Origin of the sequence: Streptomyces sp. NPDC046915, from assembly GCF_040644935.1 — a bacterium.
Taxonomy (GTDB): Bacteria; Actinomycetota; Actinomycetes; order Streptomycetales; family Streptomycetaceae; genus Streptomyces.
In genome coordinates, this window is sequence record NZ_JBEYXB010000009.1 from 1 (window position 1) to 17344 (window position 17344).

The 17344-nt window shown below is 70.1% G+C and carries 19 protein-coding genes; 11 read left to right on the top strand and 8 right to left on the bottom strand.

Annotated features, from left to right (window positions below; translation table 11 throughout):
* Both ABZ915_RS23450 and ABZ915_RS23455 read left to right on the top strand, forming a co-directional pair.
* Positions 1-426 (top strand): sugar phosphate isomerase/epimerase (locus ABZ915_RS23450; protein ID WP_361806335.1); only part of this gene is annotated, 426 nt, incomplete at its 5' end.
* A gap of 89 nt (positions 427-515) precedes the next feature.
* On the top strand, positions 516-1040 hold the full coding sequence (locus ABZ915_RS23455; protein ID WP_361806338.1) for a hypothetical protein: 525 nt from the start codon (positions 516-518) through the stop codon (positions 1038-1040).
* A gap of 222 nt (positions 1041-1262) precedes the next feature.
* On the opposite strand, the gene ABZ915_RS23460 is transcribed toward ABZ915_RS23455, so the two are convergent.
* From ABZ915_RS23460 to ABZ915_RS23470, 3 genes are all read right to left on the bottom strand, one after another.
* Positions 1263-1892 carry an LUD domain-containing protein gene (locus tag ABZ915_RS23460; protein WP_361806341.1) on the bottom strand — a complete coding sequence of 210 codons (630 nt, stop codon included), beginning with the start codon at positions 1890-1892 and terminating at the stop codon, positions 1263-1265.
* A complete protein-coding gene (locus tag ABZ915_RS23465) occupies positions 1889-2371 on the bottom strand; it encodes a nuclear transport factor 2 family protein (protein WP_361806344.1) in 483 nt (160 codons plus the stop codon). Before ABZ915_RS23465 ends, ABZ915_RS23460 begins: the two co-directional genes overlap by 4 nt.
* Before the next feature lie 129 nt (positions 2372-2500).
* The gene (locus ABZ915_RS23470) at positions 2501-2947 is read right to left on the bottom strand and encodes a nuclear transport factor 2 family protein (RefSeq protein WP_361806347.1); all 447 of its coding nucleotides are present in this window, start codon (positions 2945-2947) and stop codon (positions 2501-2503) included.
* A 115-nt stretch (positions 2948-3062) separates the two neighbouring features.
* Between ABZ915_RS23470 and ABZ915_RS23475 the strand changes: the two genes are divergently transcribed.
* From ABZ915_RS23475 to ABZ915_RS23485, 3 genes are all read left to right on the top strand, one after another.
* Positions 3063-3641, top strand: a complete 579-nt coding sequence (locus ABZ915_RS23475; protein WP_361806350.1) for a TetR/AcrR family transcriptional regulator — start codon at positions 3063-3065, stop codon at positions 3639-3641.
* Positions 3642-3747: 106 nt separating this feature from the next.
* Positions 3748-4125, top strand: coding sequence for a hypothetical protein (locus tag ABZ915_RS23480; protein ID WP_361806353.1), 378 nt, complete (start codon positions 3748-3750; stop codon positions 4123-4125).
* 90 nt (positions 4126-4215) lie between these two features.
* On the top strand, positions 4216-5361 hold the full coding sequence (locus ABZ915_RS23485; protein ID WP_361806356.1) for a hypothetical protein: 1146 nt from the start codon (positions 4216-4218) through the stop codon (positions 5359-5361).
* A 34-nt stretch (positions 5362-5395) separates the two neighbouring features.
* On the opposite strand, the gene ABZ915_RS23490 is transcribed toward ABZ915_RS23485, so the two are convergent.
* From ABZ915_RS23490 to ABZ915_RS23510, 5 genes are all read right to left on the bottom strand, one after another.
* The gene (locus tag ABZ915_RS23490; RefSeq protein WP_361806359.1) at positions 5396-6385 is read right to left on the bottom strand and encodes an NAD(P)-dependent alcohol dehydrogenase; all 990 of its coding nucleotides are present in this window, start codon (positions 6383-6385) and stop codon (positions 5396-5398) included.
* Positions 6386-6553: 168 nt separating this feature from the next.
* Positions 6554-7255, bottom strand: coding sequence for a TetR/AcrR family transcriptional regulator C-terminal domain-containing protein (locus ABZ915_RS23495; protein WP_361806362.1), 702 nt, complete (start codon positions 7253-7255; stop codon positions 6554-6556).
* A 112-nt stretch (positions 7256-7367) separates the two neighbouring features.
* The gene (locus tag ABZ915_RS23500; RefSeq protein ID WP_361806365.1) at positions 7368-9086 is read right to left on the bottom strand and encodes an MOSC and FAD-binding oxidoreductase domain-containing protein; all 1719 of its coding nucleotides are present in this window, start codon (positions 9084-9086) and stop codon (positions 7368-7370) included.
* A gap of 210 nt (positions 9087-9296) precedes the next feature.
* Entirely contained in the window at positions 9297-10724 is a 1428-nt protein-coding gene (locus tag ABZ915_RS23505; protein ID WP_361806368.1) for a cytosine permease, read from the bottom strand.
* Positions 10725-10779: 55 nt separating this feature from the next.
* Positions 10780-11712, bottom strand: coding sequence for a flavin reductase (locus ABZ915_RS23510; protein WP_361806371.1), 933 nt, complete (start codon positions 11710-11712; stop codon positions 10780-10782).
* Between the two features lie 221 nt (positions 11713-11933).
* Here ABZ915_RS23510 and ABZ915_RS23515 point away from each other — a divergent pair, with 221 nt between their 5' ends.
* From ABZ915_RS23515 to ABZ915_RS23540, 6 genes are all read left to right on the top strand, one after another.
* Positions 11934-13058 carry an LLM class flavin-dependent oxidoreductase gene (locus tag ABZ915_RS23515; protein ID WP_361806374.1) on the top strand — a complete coding sequence of 375 codons (1125 nt, stop codon included), beginning with the start codon at positions 11934-11936 and terminating at the stop codon, positions 13056-13058.
* Positions 13055-13651 carry an amino acid synthesis family protein gene (locus tag ABZ915_RS23520; RefSeq protein WP_361806377.1) on the top strand — a complete coding sequence of 199 codons (597 nt, stop codon included), beginning with the start codon at positions 13055-13057 and terminating at the stop codon, positions 13649-13651. Before ABZ915_RS23515 ends, ABZ915_RS23520 begins: the two co-directional genes overlap by 4 nt.
* Positions 13648-14199: an amino acid synthesis family protein gene (locus ABZ915_RS23525; protein ID WP_361806380.1), complete on the top strand. Its 552-nt coding sequence runs from the start codon at positions 13648-13650 to the stop codon at positions 14197-14199. Before ABZ915_RS23520 ends, ABZ915_RS23525 begins: the two co-directional genes overlap by 4 nt.
* Positions 14200-14204: 5 nt before the next feature.
* The gene (locus tag ABZ915_RS23530; RefSeq protein ID WP_361806383.1) at positions 14205-15011 is read left to right on the top strand and encodes an alpha/beta hydrolase; all 807 of its coding nucleotides are present in this window, start codon (positions 14205-14207) and stop codon (positions 15009-15011) included.
* On the top strand, positions 15008-16498 hold the full coding sequence (locus ABZ915_RS23535) for an aldehyde dehydrogenase (protein ID WP_361806386.1): 1491 nt from the start codon (positions 15008-15010) through the stop codon (positions 16496-16498). Before ABZ915_RS23530 ends, ABZ915_RS23535 begins: the two co-directional genes overlap by 4 nt.
* Before the next feature lie 76 nt (positions 16499-16574).
* Positions 16575-17267, top strand: coding sequence for a GntR family transcriptional regulator (locus ABZ915_RS23540; protein ID WP_361806389.1), 693 nt, complete (start codon positions 16575-16577; stop codon positions 17265-17267).
* Positions 17268-17344: the final 77 nt, after the last annotated feature.

The window sequence follows — 17344 nt, forward strand, 5'->3', positions numbered from 1 at the left end:
CCGCACCCCGACGACTTCATCGAGAACGGCCACGACGCGGTCAACCTCATCCGGGGCATCAACCACCCCCACGTCACCTTCCTCTACTGCGCCCCCCACACCTTCCACATCGGCGACGACGCCCCCGGCATCATCGAACACGCCGGCGACCTCCTCACCCACGTCCACCTCGCCGACGCCCTCGACCACACCGCCTCCTCCGGCAACCGCTACATCCTCAACCCACCCGGCACCCCCGCCCGCATCCACCAGCACCTCGACATCGGCCAGGGCGAAGTCGACTTCGACGAACTCTTCCGCGCACTGCACACCCACGGCTTCGACGGCACCCTCACCGCCTGCGTCTTCGCCTGGGAGGAACGCGCCAAGGAGTCCTCCGTGTTCATGCGCGAAAAGATCAACGAGTACCTGGCCGCCCAGAAGTGACTCCGCAGCCCCCACTCCTTCGTGGAGGCTGCTGACACCTGGATGCGCGGCCGTACGCCGACATGACAAGCGGGCGTAAGGTTCCGCGCATGAAATCGTTGATCGCTGCCGTCCGCGAGCAGGACGAAGCCGCCCGATTCCTCGCTTGGCCGGGCGATTTCGACCTGGAGCGACGGGACCATGTCGAGGAAGTCCATCTCGCGTCGGGTGCCGCGCTGGAGGGATTCGCCGGCGACGGAGCCGGGGGCACCTTCTTCTTCTGCGGAGAGGGCGGTGAGGAACGCCCCGTGCTGTACGCGGACTCTGAGGGAGGTGCGGCGCTCGTTGCGATCGGCCTGCCCGAACTCCTGCGGCTCCTGCTGGTCGTCCCGTGGTGGCGCGACTGCCAGACGTTCACCGTCGAGGAAAGCCGCGAGCTCGCGGCCGAGTACCTCGAGGACATGCCGGACCTCTTCGCCCAGCGGGACCGTGCCGCCGCTGCCCTGGGCCTCGCTCTGGCTGCCGAAGGAGACGCCTTGGCCCGCTTGCGGGAGGTGGCGCTCGGAGTCGGAAAGGACTTCGTCCTCATCTTCACGCCGGAGGGCGAACCCTACGATCCTCTCTTCGAGGGCTGAGACGCCGCCGAGGCGATCGGATCACAGCTCCCTTGACGAAGGCACGCGGAACTGTGGCTCAGCCGACCCGGGCGCCGCAGAGGCCCCTTCTACGTGCCGGAGACGGCCAAGCGGACGACGACTTCATCACCCTGACCGACGGTATTTGATCAGCTCGGCCCCAGACGTGGTCCTCGCTGACGCCGCCGCCGGCGAGGACCACGTCGAAGTCGCCGCACCTGCTCAGAAGCCGATGGCCTCGCGGAGCAGCAGAACGATGCCCTGGCAGAGACGGGTTTCCGCGTTGAGGACCAGGAGTTGGTTGATGACGCTGGGCTGACCGTAGGCCACCTGGGCGCGGGCGGATTCCAGCGGGAGGGCGTGCTCCTCGATGCGTCGCAGCGCGGTGCTCAGGTCGGGTACGACCTTCTGCGCCCCGACGATCCAGATCGCGCGGCCGGCCCCGCCGGCGAACGCGGGCAACTGGCTTCCGGAGGCCGAGGCGATTACGAGGGAGCCGGTCTCGGTGAGCGCGTTGACGCTCCCCACGACGACGTCCGGGCCGGCGACCAACCGCCGGATGCCGTCCGCCTCGGTGGCCCGGTCCATGGCCATCGCGCGGGGCTTGACGGCCCGGTACCGGCCGCTGGTGTTGATGTCGTCGTCGATGCCGGACAGCCGGAGAGTCTCGCTGGCCGCGGTGAACACGCCGGCGTTCTCCGGTATCAGCTCCTTGACGCGGGCACGCGCGGCTACGGCGTCATCGAGGATCTCGACCGTGAAGTTGTGCGCCGCCAGCGCGGTGGCCGCCCGCTCCAAGCGGTCCGCGGGTGCCGGGTCGGTGAACGGTGTCGTCGAAGTCGAGATGGTCATCGAGTCTCCTGGGTCGCGTGTGGTGTGCCAGGCGCGCCCTCCGCGCGCGGCGCCGAGCCCGCCAGCGGGGTGGTGTCGAGGTATCTGACCTCGTAGACCCGCTCGGTGAACCTCCAGCCGTCCGGGGTACGCCGGTAACGGTCGTGGTAGATGGCGTAGTTGAGCCCCTGACGGCCGTCCAGCGCACGCGCGATCTCCTGCATGTACGCGCGGCCGGTCGCGGTGTCGCCGTCGATCTGGATCGTGCCCGGATGCGTGTTCTGCACGAAGAAGTCCCACTGCGCCTGTAGTCGCTCGCCCCCCGTGCGGATCTCCTCCCGCCCCGTCAACTCGATGGGGATGTTGGGCATCCGCAGCACGCCGTCCGGTGTGAACAGCGACGCGAGGCGGGCGCGGTCGCGCATCATCGCCGCATCGGTGAACTCGCCCCGCAGCGCCTCGATCTCCACGCGGTCGGCAATCGCTTGAAAGTCGCTCATCGGCTTCCTCCGTTCCGTCTGCCCTGTACGACAACGCAGTCGTTCGGAATGTGAGGTGACGGGACGGACCTCACACACCGGTGGGCGGCTGAATTGTCAGGGGCTACGGAACCGGCGCCGGGTTCTTCGTTACCGGGTGTCGCCGCGGAAAGCGGCGAGCAGCGGGTCCAGGCCACCGCGGATCCTGGCCGCGCTGAGATGGTCGAAGTAGTCGCGGGAGCTTACGATCCGGCCGTCGCGCACCCGCATGACGAAGATGCCGGGGAGAGCGAACTCCTCGCCGGTTTCGGCGACAGTGCCTTCGTACTCGAACTCCGCGACGATGACCTCCGGGTCGAGGGTCTCGTGGACGGTGATGTTCGCCGGGCGGCGGATGAGGTGGTGGCCGGTGTCCGTGGGGGCGAAGTGCTCGCGCAGTTCCTCGCGGGTGCGCAGAGCCGGGGCGCGCAGCGGGTCAAAAGGGTGCAGTACGTCGGTGTGCTCGGCGTAGAGCTCGGGCAGTTCCTCCCAGCGGCCTTCCGACACGCCGTTGACAAGGGCGAGGAAGACTTCACGTGGGCTGCGGTGCTCGGTCAAGGGGAACCTCCTCGGCGGAGCCCTCATCGGGTCCGCTACGATCCGGAGTGACGACTCCGCAGTATATGGAGTCGCCACTCCGGTAGCCAGTGTGCACACGAGGAGAAGAGGTCCCATGCCGCAGCGGTCCGACGCACGGGCCAACCGTGAGCGCATCCTCGATGTCGCCGAGGACGTCTTCGGCCAGGGCGGAAAGTCGGCTTCGACCGAGGACGTGGCGCGCCTTGCGGGGGTCGGGATCGCCACGGTCTTCCGGAACTTCCCCACCAAGGCAGCCCTGTTGGAGGCCGTGCTCGTCAGGCACTTCGACCGGCTGCGGGCCGAGGCCGAGGCGCGGCTGGGCGACCAGGACCCGGGCGAGGCGTTCTTCGGGTTCTTCCGCCATCTGGTCGCGGACGCCAAGACGAAGATCGCCATAGCGGAAGCCTTGTTGGAGGCGGGCGGCACCGACGACGGCGAGGCCGCCGAAGCCTCGCAGGCTCTGCGTCGAGCGGTGGGAGAGCTCCTCCACCGCGCCCAGAAGGCAGGCGCCGTGCGAAACGATGTCGAACTGCCCGAGGTCTACGCCCTGTTGGTCGGCGCATCGCGCGCCGTCGCCCGCGCGAGTCTGGACGACCAGGTGCGCTCCCGCATGCTCACCATCGTGTTCGCAGGACTGACACCGCCACCGTCCGGCGCCCGCCGGACCGGCTGATCCAACAGAGGAAGCATTTATCTGCCAACTGCGCCCCCTTTAACGGGACTTGACTGTATGGTCGGCCGCGGACCCTCACCGGGAGGGTGCCAACGCAGGGGGAACCGTGTCAGAGATTTCCCGGCGGACCGTTCTGGGCGCCGCCGGCACGGCCGCGGCGGCAGCGCTGCTCACCGGAGCAGGGACAGCGCAGGCAGCCGACACCACGGACGAGAAGAGCGCAGACACCCGGCAGGCCACGAACCAGGAGACCGACACACCCATGGCCGTCACCACCGAAGAGCAGAAGTACGAAGCCTACGTGGCCACCGACGAAGGCGAATGGGTGGCTCAGGCCACCTTCGAAGCCCACTCCGACCCCGGTGACATGTGGGCCTACGTCGACGCGGCCGTGGCCCGTCTGCGGCAGAAGTACCCGAGCATGACATTCACCGGGAACGTTCGACGGTACGACCAGGTCATCACCGACATCGCACACCCATGACCACCTAAGCGTGCCGCACGCGATCATGACCCCCTACTCTTCCGCTGATCGGATCATTCACGGATGCAGGACCGAGGCGGGGGAAGGCACATGACATATCGGCGCGCGGTGATACCAGCACTGGTCGGCGGCCTGCTGATCACGCTGTTGCTGTGGTGGGCGGGGGCGAGCGCGCAGGCACTGCGACTGCCCGGCAGCACGAGCGTGTTCGACATTCAGTCCGTCAGCGAACTCCGGCGCTGGCTCGCGCCCTGGTCGTACGACCCCCCAGCGACGCTGCTGCCCGAAAGGCCCGCGGGTACGGGCGCGGACACGGCCTTCGGCGGAGGCACCCAGTACGCCGATCTGTACAGCACCGCGATGCAGATCAGATTCGTGGCGGTCTTCGTGTTCTTCCTGGCCGGCGCGCTGCTCCTGGTCCGCAGGATTCCGCCGACGCAGGGCCGTACGCCGGGCACGCTGCTCGCGCTGTGGGCCTGGGGCCCGGTGGCCGGAACACTGGCCGTGGCGGTCTCCGCGCCGTGGCTGATCGCGTCCTGGGGGCACGGCAGTTACCGGGTGCTGCCGCAGCTGGCGGGTGTGATCGCGTCGAGTGGGCCGGTCACGGTGTTCGCAGCGCTGTTGACCGCCCCGCTCACGGTGCTCGTGGCGCGTGTCACCGCCAAGGGCGCGGACCCGCTGCCCCGGCAGAGTGTGCCGCCGCGCGCCGCCCGTCTGGCCGCGAGCGCCGGTACCGCGGTGGTCGCAGTGTCGCTGGTGATCCTCTCGTACGATTCGGTGGCGGCCTGGATCCAGACCTCGTTCGGCGGCGGAGGGCTGCTGTCCGAGCCCGGCGACCTGCTGCGCCAGTGGCTGCTGCTCGGCGGCTGGGCGGGCCCGGCGAACTCGCCGCTCGGCGACTGGCTGCTGTACCGGGCCGCCGACGTGCTCATGCTGGCCGTGGTGTGGTGGACGCTGCGGCTGCTGCCCGGACTGCTCACCCGGACCACGGTGCCGGCGATGGCGGCGGGCGCGGTCTGCGCCACCGTGCTGGGACTGCTTGCGAGCCAAGTGCTCCGCATGGCGACGGACGACACTTCCGGCATCTGGGGGCCCGTGCACCTGTTCTCGAACCTCGGCTACGGCGTCCCTGCCGCCCTCACCTTCGGCATCACGGCAGGGCTGGCGGCCCTGGTCACACTGCGCCTGGCCGAGGGCCGTGACAGTGACAGTGACAGTGACAAGACCCCAGGGTGACCTCACAGGGCTGACACCGCACGGTCGGTGCCGATCACGACACGGCGATCACCGCCTTGCCGCGGGCGTGGCCGTGCTCCACATGGCGTACGCCCTCGGCCGCGTCGGCCAGGGGGTAGGTCCGGTCGACGACCGGGGTGAGCTTGCCGGTTTCGATGAGCGCGGTGACGGCGAGCAGATCCTCGTGGGTCGGTCCGGCCGGGGCGGCCGGGAGGATCGGGCGCAGTCGCTGCCGGACGAACGCGTTGACCGCCACCAGTCGCAGCATGGAACCCACCGCCCCGAATACACGGCCGGGCGAACCGCCGCCGTTGGCCACCAGGGTCCCTGTCGGGGTGAGCGCCCGGCGCAGCCGCTTCAGCGGGCGGTTGCCCACGTTGTCCAGGATCACGTCGTAGTGCGTGCGCCGGTCGGTGAAATCCTCCCGGCTGTAGTCGACGACGCGCGCGGCGCCCAGTGACCGCACCAGGTCGGCGTTGCGGGCGCTGCACACCGCGGTGACCTCCGCGTCCAAGGCCGCGGCGATCTGTACGGCGAACGTGCCCACGCCACCGGCGGCTCCGTTGATCAGCACCCGCTGCCCGGCCTGCACCCGGCCCACGGTCCGGATGCCGCGCAGGGCGGTCACCGCCCCCATCGGCACGGCCGCGGCCTGCTCGAAGGTCAGGCTCGCGGGCTTGGGCACCAGCAGATCCGCGGTGGTGCACGCGTACTCGGCGAAGGAGCCCGGGCAGAAGCCGAGTACCTCGTCGCCGGGCCGGAGCCCTCGGACGTCGGTGCCGACCGCCTCCACCTGGCCGGCCGCGTCGATCCCGGCCACCCGGATCTTGGGCCGGGTCAGCCCCACGCCTCCCATCAGCCGCGCCACGTACGGATCGCCGCGCATCATGTGCCAGTCATAGGGGTTCAGCGCGGCGGCACGCACCCGTATCAGCACCTGGTCGGCCCCGGGCTCAGGCCGGTCGGTGTCCGTCAACTCCAGGCTGTCCGGCGGTCCGAACCGGTCCTGAACGACTGCCTTCATCGGGTCTCCCCCATCCCCTCGGGATCCATCGCCGCTCACAGCGGACACAGGTGTACGCCGTACACCTGTGAGTGGCACGGTAGGTGTACGGCGTACACTCGTCAAGGGGCGAGGAGGAGCGGAGCCGGAGAACGCAAGCAGGTGTTGCCGGGGTTCTCGGCCCGTCGGTCAGGTCGTGCCCCGGAGCCGCTCCAGGCCGTCCAGGGTCAGGTCCAGAGCGAACTCGAACTCGAACTGGTCGTCGCAGCCCGAACCGACGACGGACTCCCCGTCGTGGGCGACCGCCATGGCCAGTTCGGTGAGGTGCGGGTAGCGCGCGGCCATCTCCTCGGGCGGCATCGCGTCCGGATCCGGCTCACGGTCGGAGCCGTCCTCGAACAACTCCTGGGAAAAGCCCAGCAGGCGGCTGCCCATGACGTGCATCGCGTGATGGACGAGGTCGATCGAGAACCCCCCGGCCCGGAAGATCCCGATCATCGAGTCCAGGTACTCCATGACCGCGGGGGTCGGCGTGGCCCGCGCCTTCATCCGCGACTCGATGACTCCGGGCGCCCACGGGTGGCGCAGCAGCATGCGGCGGGCGGACAGCACCCGCCGGCGGATGGCGGTCTTCCAGTCGGTGTCGGCTGCCGGTGGGTCGATCTCGCCCACGAGGACGTCGATCATGCCGTCCAGCAACTCGTTCTTGTTGGCCACGTGCTTGTACAGCGCCATAGGCACGACACCGAGCGCCTGCGCGATCTTGCGCATGCTGAGCGCGTCGACCCCGCCTTCGTCGGCCAACGCGACGGCGGCGCTCAGAACCCGCTCCTTGCTCAGGGGTGCGCGGGACCGCGCGGCGGCGCCCGCCTGCGTGGTTATCTCCACCATCTCCTCAGGTATGGGCAAGGCTCGGAATCGGCCCGCCTCGCCCTCGACGAATGTACAGCGGCCACCCGCCGGATCTCGCTGACGGCCGAGCCCGCCGTACGGTTGCTCGTCGCTAGAGGTCGAGGACGACTTCGGTCGTCGGTGCGCTGCAACAGATGAGGACGGTGCCGGCTTCGGTGAGTTCGAGGGGTGGGGTGGTGTAGGTGATGTCGCCTGCCACGAGGTGGGTGACGCAGGTGTGGCAGACGCCGGTGCGGCAGGACCATCGCGTGGGAATGTCGCAGGCTTCGGCGAGATCGAGGAGTGACGTGTGTGCGGGTGACCACGGGGTGGTGATGCCGCTGCGGGCGAAGGTGACGAGGGGGCCGGTCCCCGGTGGACCGGGGGGTTGATGTGGCCGGATGGCGGCCGCGGTGGTGGTGACGCCGGGGTTGATGGCCGGCAGGGCGCTGAACTGCTCGGTGTGGATGTGCTCGGGGCTCAGGCCGAGATCGCGCAGGAAGCCGACGAGGTCGTCCATGAAGGCGGATGGTCCGCAGAGGTAGGCGTCGGCGTCGGTGGGGATGCCCATGGCCTTCAGTGATCGGGCGGTCGGGCGGCCCCGGGTGATGTGCGGCTCGTCGGGATGTGGTGCGGCCTCGGCGGTGTAGTAGATGTGCTCGTGCGCGTCGGGGAGTTGCGCCAGCAAGTCATGGGCCTCGTCCGCGAAGACGTGGTGGGCGCGGTCGTGGGCGGTGTGGATCCACCAGACGGGGCGTGGGTCTCGTACGGCGGCGAGTCGGTGGAGCATGGCCAGTACGGGTGTGGCGCCGATCCCCGCGGAGATGAGGACCACCGGGCGGGTGGATTCCTCGAGCACGAATGTTCCGCGGGGACTGGCGACGTCCACGAGATCCTCGGGACGTACGGTGGCGTGGAGGTAACCGCTGACCTTCCCGCGGGGCTCGTGCTTGACGCTGATGCGGTACGTGCCGGCCGTGGGGGTGGAGGACAGGGAGTAGCTGCGCACCGCCGGGGCGGCTTCACCGACGGCGAGGCGGAGGGAGAGGTACTGGCCGGGGCGGGCTTCGGGCAGGCGCGTGCCGTCGGTGGTGTCGAGGTAGATCGATGAGACGGTGGGGGTCTCGGGGACGACACGGGCGACGCGCATGGTCTTGAAACCCGGCCATCCCGGTTCCTGTCGGGGCGGCTGAGCGCCGGCGAGTTCGCGGAAGGACTGCTGCCATCCGGGGCTGAGGGCGGGAATGTTCAGCGCTCTGCGCAGCTTCGCGGGGTCGTGGTCGGGGAGGTAGAGCAGTGCGTCGGTGTCGGCGACGCTGAGCTCTTGCGGGCCCTTGCGGGTGAGGGTGATCTCGTCGCCGGCCTGGACGCGTCCCTCGGTGATCACACGCAGGTAGAAGCCGGGGCGGTGGTGGGCCACCAGCAGGGAGGCCATGGTGGGTTCGCCCAGGCGCATGCCGACTCGATAGCAGGTGACGCGGGGCTGGGTGACCTCGAATTCGGCTTCGCCGATGCGGTACCGGTCGCCGATGCACACTTCGTCGTCGGGCAGGCCGTCGACGGTGAAGTTCTCCCCGAAGATCCCGAAGGTCAGGTCGTCGCGGCCGAGGTGCTTCCGCCAGTACTGGTAGGACTGCACCTGATAGACGAGGACGGCACGGATTTCACCGCCGTGCCCGGCCAGATCTCCCTGACCGTCTCCGTCGACGTTCAGCCGCCGGACCATGCGGGGGCCCTGTACAGGAGCCTTCCAGGCTCCGGTGAGGACGGTCCGTCCCTGCCAGGAGACGTCCTTGGGCATCCCCACGTTGACGGACAGCAACGTCGCCATCGCGGACCTCCTGCGGGGTGTCCGGCTGGGGCAGTCCCTCATGGCGCTGTGATCCGGGCGCTGGGGCCGATCCTAGTTCCGTGCCGGTGCCGCCGCGATTCCGTGATCACAACTGCGAACGACAACCATCTTCCCTCGTGTCCGCCGAGCGATGACACCCGAAGCCGGACGCCGCCCCCGAAGAGACGGCGTCCGGCTGCTGGTCACCGGTCAGGAAACCACGGCGGACGCGTGTTTGGCAGGGCCCTTCCGCGCGCCGCCCGAGTCACCCCTCACCCACAGCGGCTTGAGGCGGTAGGTCAGCAGGTAGATCATCACGCCCGCCCCGGCGGCGACGAACATGCTCAGGTCGCCGGCGCCCGGGAACGCCTTCGAGAACGGGCCGGTGTAGAAGTTCGACTGCCAGAACGGCACCGACGCCGCGACACCGCCCGCCCAGGCCACGAAGCCCCAGTCCAGCACCCGGGAGCGGTCGTAGAGCTCGGTGATCCGGCTGGCGTCGGAGCGGCCGCCCAGGTAGTAGTCGAGCAGCAGCACCGCGGCGAACGGCGCGATGAAGTAGGCGGTCAGGTTGAGGAACACCTTGAACTTGGCCTCCGTGCCCGACTCGCCCCACAGGCTGATCGCGTACGCCAGCACGCAGATCGCGACGACCGCCTGGGAACGGGTGACCGGGATCTTCAGGGTCTGCACGGAGATCGCGCCGCCGTAGACGTTGAGGAAGTTCTGTGCCAGCGCGGAGAGGCCGACGGCCAGCAGGGCGGGCACGGCGAAGGGGCCGGCCAGTTCGTGCAGCGCGGTGATCGAGTCCGAGCTGCTCGCGCTGCCACCGACGACCACGCCCAGAATGCCCAGCCAGCAGATGGTGACGAAGTTGCCGAGCCCCGTGTACCAGGCGGTGCGGGTGACGACGTCGGGGGTGTCCGGGAGGTAGCGCGAGTAGTCCGAGGCGAACGGCGCCCAGGCCACGAGGAAGGACAGGAACCAGCCGCCGAAGGTGACCAGGCCGCCGGTGGAGCCGATGTACCCGTCGGCGCCGGCGTTGGCGTGGAAGAAGCTTCCGCCGCGCACCACGGCCACGACGGTGATCAGCAGGAACAGCGGGGTGAGGACGTAGGTCAGCACCTTCTGGAGGTAGTTGATCATGTTGTAGCCGTAGACGGCCACGACCAGCTCGATCAGCGTGAGCACCCCGGCGCACAGCCAGTACGGCAGATGGGTCAGCCCGGCGAACGCCTTGCCGCCGAGGATGACCGTGACGGCGGCCCAGCCGACGCCGGCGAAGACGTTGATGTAGGCCACGGGCAGGAAGTTGCCGAAGAACCCGAGCGGGCCGCGGGCCTGGATCTGCTGGGGAACCCCGAGTCGTACGCCCATGCGGGACATGACGGCCATCAGCAGCGAGCCGAGCGCGGCGCCGACGACGATGGCGACGGTGGCCGCGGCGAAGCTCAGTCCGAACCAGGCGGCGCTGAAGCCGAGCAGGATGATGGGGAAGTTCAGACCGGCGGCGAACCAGACGAAGAACTGCGAACTGGGTTTGCCGTGCCGCTCGTTGTCGGGGATGTGGTCGACCCCGAACGGTTCGACCTTGGCGACCGCGCTGCCGTACACGGGCACCGGTGCTTCATGGCTCATGGAGTGCTCCTGGGGACGTGACGTCGAACGGTGGTGCCGTGCGGGGAGTCTGTGATCACCACGGCAATGGTGCCGTGCGCGAGATGTCGAAGAAGCCGCCCCCGCTGTAGACCAGCGGGGCGAGGTCGTCGTGACGGGCGGACACGACCCGGCCGGTGAAGACGGTGTGGCTGCCCGCTTCCAGCCGCTCCCCGATCTCCACCTCCAGCTGGGCGCAGGATCCGTCGATGAGCGGTGAGCCGTACGCGCCCGGTGTCCACGCCAGGTGGGCGAACTTGTCGTCCGCCTTGGAGGCGAAGGTCTTGGCGACGTCGAGCTGGTCGGCGGCCAGGATGCTGATGCCCAGGTGGCTCGCCCGGTGCAGCGCGGGATGGGTGGACGAAGTGCGCTGGACGCAGACGAGGACCATCGGCGGGTCGAGGGAGATGCTGGAGAAGGCGTTGACGGCCAGCCCCCGCGGGGAGCCGTCGTCGTCCGTGGTCACCACGGTCACACCGGTGATGAACTTGCGGTGCACTCCGCGGACCAGGTCGGGATCGACGGCGGCCCGCTGCGCGGTGGTGATGATCCCCAGCGCCTCCAGCAGTTGCCGGGAGTCGAAGGTCACCCATTCCTCGGCCACCGCCGCTCCGTCGAAGCGTGCGAAGGTCGCGCCGGACACCTCGACGGGCCGCCCCGTGGGCGGCACGCCCAGGAAGGTGCCGGTGTGCCGGCCGGTGCTGCGCCAGCGGATCGCGAGCCGGTCGCCGTCCTCGACGACGTCCTCGATGTCGGTGTGCAGGTCGGGAAAGGCCTCACGCACGGCCCGGATGGAGTCCTTGAGCTGGTCGCGGTCCTGAGCCGTGCCGGCGGGACCCCGGCGGCGGACGTAGGTGGGGCTGAGCAGGTTGTCGAGGGCGTCCACCTCCCCCTGGTCCCAGGCGGCCCGCCAGATGGAGCGGATCCGGGACGTCCGGTCGACGGGGGCGTGGCCAAGAGTGTGGGTCATATCGGTCCCATCGGTCAGCTCTTGTATGGCAGAGGACGGTAGGGAGGGGGTAAGGCGGTGTCAACACCTCCCACCGAAAAAGCTTGAGCTACCTGGCGATGAGGTCAAATACGAAGGTCAGACGAAGGTCGACATCGTCTTATCGGGGTCGACCCTTGACGGGCCCCACCCACCCTCCTAGCCTCGCTTGCATGGCACAGCCGTTGCGGAAAGGACACTCGATGCGGTTCTCGATATTCCACAACCTCGGAGCGCCCGGACGGCTCGGCGAGTACGCCCAAGTCATGGACGAAGCCCGGGAGTTCGCGATCGCGGCGGAGCGGGCCGGGTTCTGGTCCACCTGGTACACCGAGCACCACTTCGGGCACGAGGCGATCGAGATCACCCCGAACCCGGTTCTCATGGGCGCCGACATCGCCGCCCGCACCGAACGCATCCGCATCGGCCAGGCCGCGAGCATCGCCACCTTCTGGCATCCGCTGCGGCTCGCCGAGGACATCGCGATGCTCGACCAGCTCTCCGGCGGCCGTGTCGAGGTGGGCCTCGGCCGCGGCCTCTACGGCCGCGAGGCCCTCAACCTGAACGCCCTCGCCGACCCGCGCGACCAGGAGCAGAGCCGGGCGCTGTACGACGAGACGGTGGAGATCCTGCGCAAGGCCTGGAGCGGCGAGTTCTTCTCCCACCAGGGCCGCTTCTACGAGTTCCCCGCCCCCGGCGTGAAGTGGAACCACCCGCTCTCCCCCGCCACGGACGCCTACACGACCGACGGCGTGATCACGAAGATGCAGGTCACGCCGTTCCCGCTCCAGCGACCGCACCCGCCGCTGTGGCAGGTCATCGACAGCCCCCGCTCCATCCAGGCCGCGGCCGCGGACGGCGTGCAGGGCATGTTCTGGCTGCCGCCGGTCTCCGCGCTGAAGGAGCGCTTCGAGCTGTACCGCGACACCGCGAGCGAGGCCTCCGGCCGGGAGTACGCGCTCGGTGAGGGCATCGGCCTGGTCCGGGACGTGTACGTCGCCGACACCATGGAGCAGGCGCGCGCCGACTTCGAGGAGGCGCTGATGACGACGTACCGGTGGATCATGCACTGGCGTGGCCTCGCCAACCTGATGGAGGCGGGTGAGGAGCTCACCGACGCGCACGAGCTCTCCTTCGACTTCCTCCAGAGCAGGAACCTGCTGGTGGGCACGCCGGAGTACGTCGCCGAGAAGGTGGCCGAGCTGCGCGACGAGGTGGGCCTGGAGCATCTGCTGCTGTGGACCACGCACCCCGGGCTCGAGCACCGCAAGGCGATGCGCAGCCTGGAGCTCTTCGCGGAGAAGGTCATGCCGGAGTTCGCCGTATGAGCGCGGGCATCCGGAAGATCGTGACCGTCGTCGACGAGGTGCTGCTGGAGCTCGGCCGTCCGGTGGCCACTCCGGTACGGCGGGTCGCCGCGGCCGCCGTGATCCGCAACCCGTGGGCCGGGCGCGGCTTCGTCGCCGACCTCCAGCCCGAGGTCGAGGCCGTCGCTCCGGAGTTGGCGCGGCTGCTGACCGGCAGCCTGCTCGAGGCCTTGGGCGGCGAGGAGCGGATCGAGGCCTTCGGCAAGGCGGCCGTGATCGGCCTGGACGGGGAGATCGAACACGGCGGGGCGCTGATCCACACCCCGTACTTCGGCAACGTCCTGCGCGAGCTGACCGAGGGCACCTCGATCATCGTCTTCAACGACGACCGGCTGCCCGCCGGCGAGCCGCTCACCGTGCCGCTGTGGCACAAGACGGCCGCCGCGACCCGCTCGCACTACCAGACCGTCCAGATCCGGATCCCGGACGCGCCCCGCCCCGACGAGATCGTGGTGATCGCCGCCGCCTCGTCCGGCCCCCGCCCCAACGCCCGGATCGGGGACCGCCGTACCGACCCCGTCGTCCGCCTCGCCGACCTGGAGAACGCCCGATGAACGTCCGCAAGATCATCACCTTCACGGAGGACATCCACTCCGAGGGCGGCCGCCCCGTCGACCCGCCCGCCCGTACGGCGGTGGTCCTCGCCGTGATCGAGAACCCCTGGGCGGGACGGGGTTTCGTGGCGGACCTGCTGCCCGGCATCGACGAGGTCGCCCCGAAGCTGGGCGAGCTGCTCGCCCCGCGCGTGGTCGAGGCGCTCGGCGCGCCCGTGGAGGCGTACGGCAAGGCCGCGATCGTGGGTCTGGACGGGGAGGTCGAGCACGGCTCGGCACTGATCCACACCCTGAAGTTCGGCGACCACTTCCGCAAGGCGGCGAACGCGACGACCCTGCTGCCCGCCGTGGAGAAGCGGGCGGGAGCCGGCACCGTCTTCGACATCCCCCTCAAGCACGTCACCGACGCGACCGTCCGCTCCCACCACCAGAGCATCGAGGCGCGCGTCCCGGACGGTCCCCGCGCCGACGAGATCGTCATCGGACTCGCCGCTGCCGCCCAGGGCCGCCCGCAGGCCCGGCTGGCCCCGTTGTCGACGGAGAAGTGACGGCGATGCGGCTGTCACCGGCGCCCGTACCGCTGAGCCACGCGACGTACGGCCGCGGTGCCCACATCGTGCTGCTGCACGGTGTGGGCCTGGACGGGACGATGTGGGAGCGCTGCGTGCCCGCCCTGGCCGCGGACCATCGGGTGACCGTGGCCGACCTGCGCGGGCACGGCGGCTCGCCGCCCGCCGCCCTCGGTGTCCGGCTGGACGACCTCGCGGCGGACGTGGCGGCGCTGCTCGACGGCCCCGCGCACCTCGTGGGCTTCTCCCTGGGCGCGCTGGTCGCCCAGCACCTGGCGCTCGCCGCGCCGCGCTCGACCGCTTCCCTCACGCTGGTCAGCTCGGTCGCCGGCCGGTCGGACACGGAGCGCGCGGCGGTGGCCCTGCGCCGCGCGCGGGCCCGCGAGGACTTCGCCGGCTCGGCGCGGGCGGCGGTCGAGCGGTGGTTCTCGCCCGAGTGGCGGGAACGCGAGCCGGCGCTCGCCGGGACCGTCCTGGACCGGCTGCTGAGCAACGACCGGACCTCGTACCTCGCCTGCTACGACGTGTTCGCCACCGCCGACGCCGCGCTGTGGCCGGAGCTGCCCCGGATCACCGCCCCCACCCTCGCCGTGACGGGCTCCGACGATCCGGGCTCGACTCCGCAGATGTCCCGCCGGCTGGCCTCGCGCATTCCGAACGGCCGTGCCATGGTCGTGCCCGGTGCGCGCCATCTGCTGCCCCTGGAATGCCCCGAAGCCCTCAACGACGCGATCCTCCAGCACATCGGATCGCCCGCCGCACGGACCGCACAGGAGAGTCACCCCGTATGAGCACCCTGCCGCGTCACCAGCACTACATCTCCGGCGAGTGGTCCGCCCCCGCCTCCGGCGAGTACTTCGCGAGCCTCAACCCCACCACCGCCGAACCCTGGTACGAGGCCGCGAGCGGCACCGCCGAGGACGTCGACCGGGCCGTCGCCGCCGCCCGTACCGCTTTCGAGGACGCCCGGTGGCGCGATCTCAGCCAGACCCGCCGCGGCCGACTGCTGCGCAACCTCGCCGACCTGATCGGCGAGCACGCCGAGGAACTGGCCCGTACCGAAACCCTCGACAACGGCAAGCTGTTGCGCGAGATGCGCGCCCAACTGGCCGGCCTGCCCGAGTACTTCCACTACTACGCCGGGCTCGCCGACAAGATCCACGGAGAGGTCGTCCCCGGCGCCAGCCGTGACCTGCTCAACTACACCCTGCGCGAACCGGTCGGCGTGGTCGGCGCGATCACTCCGTGGAACTCGCCGCTCCTGCTCACCGCGACGAAGCTCGCCCCCGCGCTGGCGGCCGGCAACACGGTGGTGGTCAAGCCGTCCGAGCACACCTCGGCGTCCCTGCTGGCCCTCGCCCCGCTCTTCGAGAAGGCCGGTTTCCCGCCGGGCGTGGTCAACGTCGTCACCGGCTTCGGCGCCACCGCGGGCGCCCCGCTCACCGAGCACCCCGACGTGGCCAAGGTGACCTTCACCGGCTCCACCGAGACCGGCCGCCGTATCGCCCGCACCTGCGCCGACCGCTTCGTGCGCTGCACCCTCGAACTCGGCGGCAAGTCCCCGAACATCGTCTTCCCCGACGCCGATCTGCCCTCCGCGGCCATGGGCGTGGTCGCGGGCGTCTTCGCCGCCGCCGGCCAGACCTGCGTGGCGGGCAGCCGGGTCCTGGTCCACGAGGACGTGTACGACGAGATCCTGGAACGGGTCGTCGCGCGCGCCGCGACCATCCGCATCGGCGACCCGCTCGACGAGGCGACGGAACTGGGCCCGCTGGCTCTGGCGGAGCAGCTGGCGAAGGTCGAGTCGTATGTGAAGCTGGGGCTGGCCGAGGGCGGGAAGGTGGCCGTCGGCGGGGCCCGGCCCGACACCGGCGGCCTCGGCGGCTGGTTCTACTCCCCCACGGTCTTCACCGGCACGGACAACTCGATGCGCATCTGCCAGGAGGAGATCTTCGGGCCGGTCGCCACGGTCATGCCGTTCGCGTCCGAGGAGGAGGCGCTGGCGATCGCCAACGACTCGGTGTACGGGCTGGCGGCGGGCGTGTGGACGCGCGACGTCAACCGCGTCCACCGCATGGCGGCCCGCCTGGAAGCCGGCACGGTGTGGGCCAACACCTACCGGTCGATGTCGCCGATGTCGCCGCGCTCGGGATTCCGCAGCAGTGGCACGGGCGTCGAGCACGGCACCGAGGTCATGCGGGAGTACACGCGGCTCAAGAGCGTGTGGATCAACACCAGTGAGGAACCCGTCGGCGATCCGTTCGTCCTGCGATCATGAACCGTCTCTTGCATGGCACATGAGCTGGAGCACGGCAGGTTGACGCCGACGTATAGCACCACTAGCGTCACGTACCATGCAAGAACCCACGGGGCGGGCCACCAAGCGCCTGCAACAGAAGAGCATGCAGGCCCGGGTCGCCGAAGAGCTGCGCCAGATGATCATCAGCGGTGAGCTGCGGCCGGGCTCCAGTCTCTCCGAGATGACCCTGTCGGAGACCTTCGGCGTCAGCCGCACACCGATCCGTGAGGCTCTCAAGCAGCTCCAGATCGAGGGCCTTGTGGAGGTACGGCCCAGGGTCGGCACGTTCGTCGCCGTCCCGTCACGGCGCGAGATCACCGAACTGTTCCAGATGAAGGAGCTGCTGGAGGGGGCAGCGGCCCGGCTGCTCGCCCTCCGCGGCCGGGTGCCCGAGGTGGACCGCCTGGAAGCCACCCTGCGGGAGGCGGACGACGCCGTCCGAGCGGGGGACGCCGAGCGGTACGCGCGGTCGGTCCACGAGTTCCACGAGCTGATCGTCGTCGGCGCCGACAACTCCAAGCTGGAGGCGCACTACCGCACGCTCATGAACCAGCTGGCGTACGCGCGCCTGGTCCGCACGTCCCTGGCACAGCCCGGCCGCCTGACCGAGTCCGACCACGAGCACCACCGCGTCGTAGACCTCATCCTGGCCAAGGACGGCGACGGCGCGGAACGCGCGATGCGCGAACACGTCCGCCGCAGCCACCAGGCGCTCATGGCCGGCATGGCCGGCCGGGAGCACGAGTAGCCCGCCCGTTCCGGGCCTCGTGACCCACTTGACTCCAGTCCGCCTCCAGTCGCGTGCGACCGCCGCTCCGGTGACCG